The organism is Verticiella alkaliphila (genome assembly GCF_018904615.1).
Classification (GTDB): Bacteria; Pseudomonadota; Gammaproteobacteria; order Burkholderiales; family Burkholderiaceae_B; genus Verticiella; species Verticiella alkaliphila.
In genome coordinates, this window is record NZ_JADCNH010000101.1 from 1 (window position 1) to 1,352 (window position 1,352).

The window sequence follows — 1,352 nt, forward strand, 5'->3', positions numbered from 1 at the left end:
CGGTCTACCCAGACCACCCCCGCGCCAGTGCTAGCTTTGCGTACCGTCACTTATTGCACTGAAAACGAGGAGACCCCATCAGCGATTCGAACATGCTGCGATTCTGGCAAAGGCCAGCGCATCCGCGGCGGCCGACGCTATCCTCGCTGGCATCTTCAACATTTCAAGTCGCGTTGCCATGCCACACCTCGCCCCCGTTCCGCTTTCCGAAGTCCAGGACGAAGACATCCGCCAGCGCTTCGAGCACTACCGCAACACGCGCGGCTTCACGCCCAACAGCATCATGACCATGGTGCGGCGGCCGCAGATCGTGCGCGCCTTCATGGCGTTGAACCAGGCGGTGCTGTACGAGGGCACCGTGCCCCACGAAACCAAGATGCTGGTCAGCCTGGCCAGCAGCTACGCCTCCGGCTGCCTCTACTGCCAGTCGCACATGGCCAACCTGTCGAGCATCTACAAGGCGTCCGACGAGAAGATTGCCGCGCTGTGGAACTTCGAGGAAAGCGAGTTATTCACCCCGGCCGAGCGCGCCGCCGTCCGGCTGGCGCTGAAAGCCGCGAAGCAACCGAACGAAGCCACGCAGGCCGACTTCGACGCGCTGAAGGAGCACTTCGACGACGGCCAGATCGTCGAGATCGTCGCTTCGATCGCCTTGTTCGGTTACCTCAACCGATGGAACGACACGATGGCCACCGAACTCGAGCCGCTGGCGGTGGAAGTGGCCGAGCGCACCATCGGGCCGGTGGGGTGGGAGCCGGGCAAGCACGGCTGAAGGGGACGATCGCTGGCCGGATCATCGACCTCGGCTGGCTAGAATCGAAGGACACGACTGCTTCCCTTGAACTCGCCGACTCCCGCCTTCGCTGCCGTTGCTCCGGCCCGTGCCGCCGACGAGATAGCGCGGCAGATCCGGGAGCTCGTCGCCAGCGGCCAGATCAAGCCTGGCGACCGCCTGCCTTCCGAGCGCGACCTGGCACAGCGACTGCACGTGAGCCGCAACACCTTGCGCGAGGCGTTGCGGGCCCTGGAGCACGCCGGGATGATCGAGATGCGCAAGGGCGCGGCGGGTGGCGCCTTCGTACTGCCCGGCGACTCCGGCGCCATCGTCACGGGGCTGAAAGACCTCTATCACCTCGGCGCGATCACGCCGCAACAGCTGACCGATGCGCGTATATGGCTCAGCGACGTCGTGGTCCGCGTGGCCTGCCAGCGCGCGACCGAGGAGGACTTCGAGCAGTTCGAGGCCAACGTCGCCGCCTCGGCGCAAGCGCAGCGCGCCGGTGACTTCGGCACCCGCCAGCGCCTGAACCGCGAGTTCCACGTGCTGCTGGCGCGCGCCACCCGCAACCCCA

General features: G+C 66.1%; 2 protein-coding genes. Both read left to right on the forward strand.

Features of this window, described 5'->3' with window-relative positions:
- Positions 1-178: 178 nt before the first annotated feature.
- Positions 179-772 (forward strand): carboxymuconolactone decarboxylase family protein, encoded by a 594-nt coding sequence (locus IMZ29_RS22390; RefSeq protein ID WP_216188476.1) that lies wholly within the window; start codon positions 179-181, stop codon positions 770-772.
- A gap of 66 nt (positions 773-838) precedes the next feature.
- Positions 839-1,352: FadR/GntR family transcriptional regulator (locus tag IMZ29_RS22395; RefSeq protein WP_216188477.1), on the forward strand; the 514-nt coding region annotated here is incomplete at its 3' end.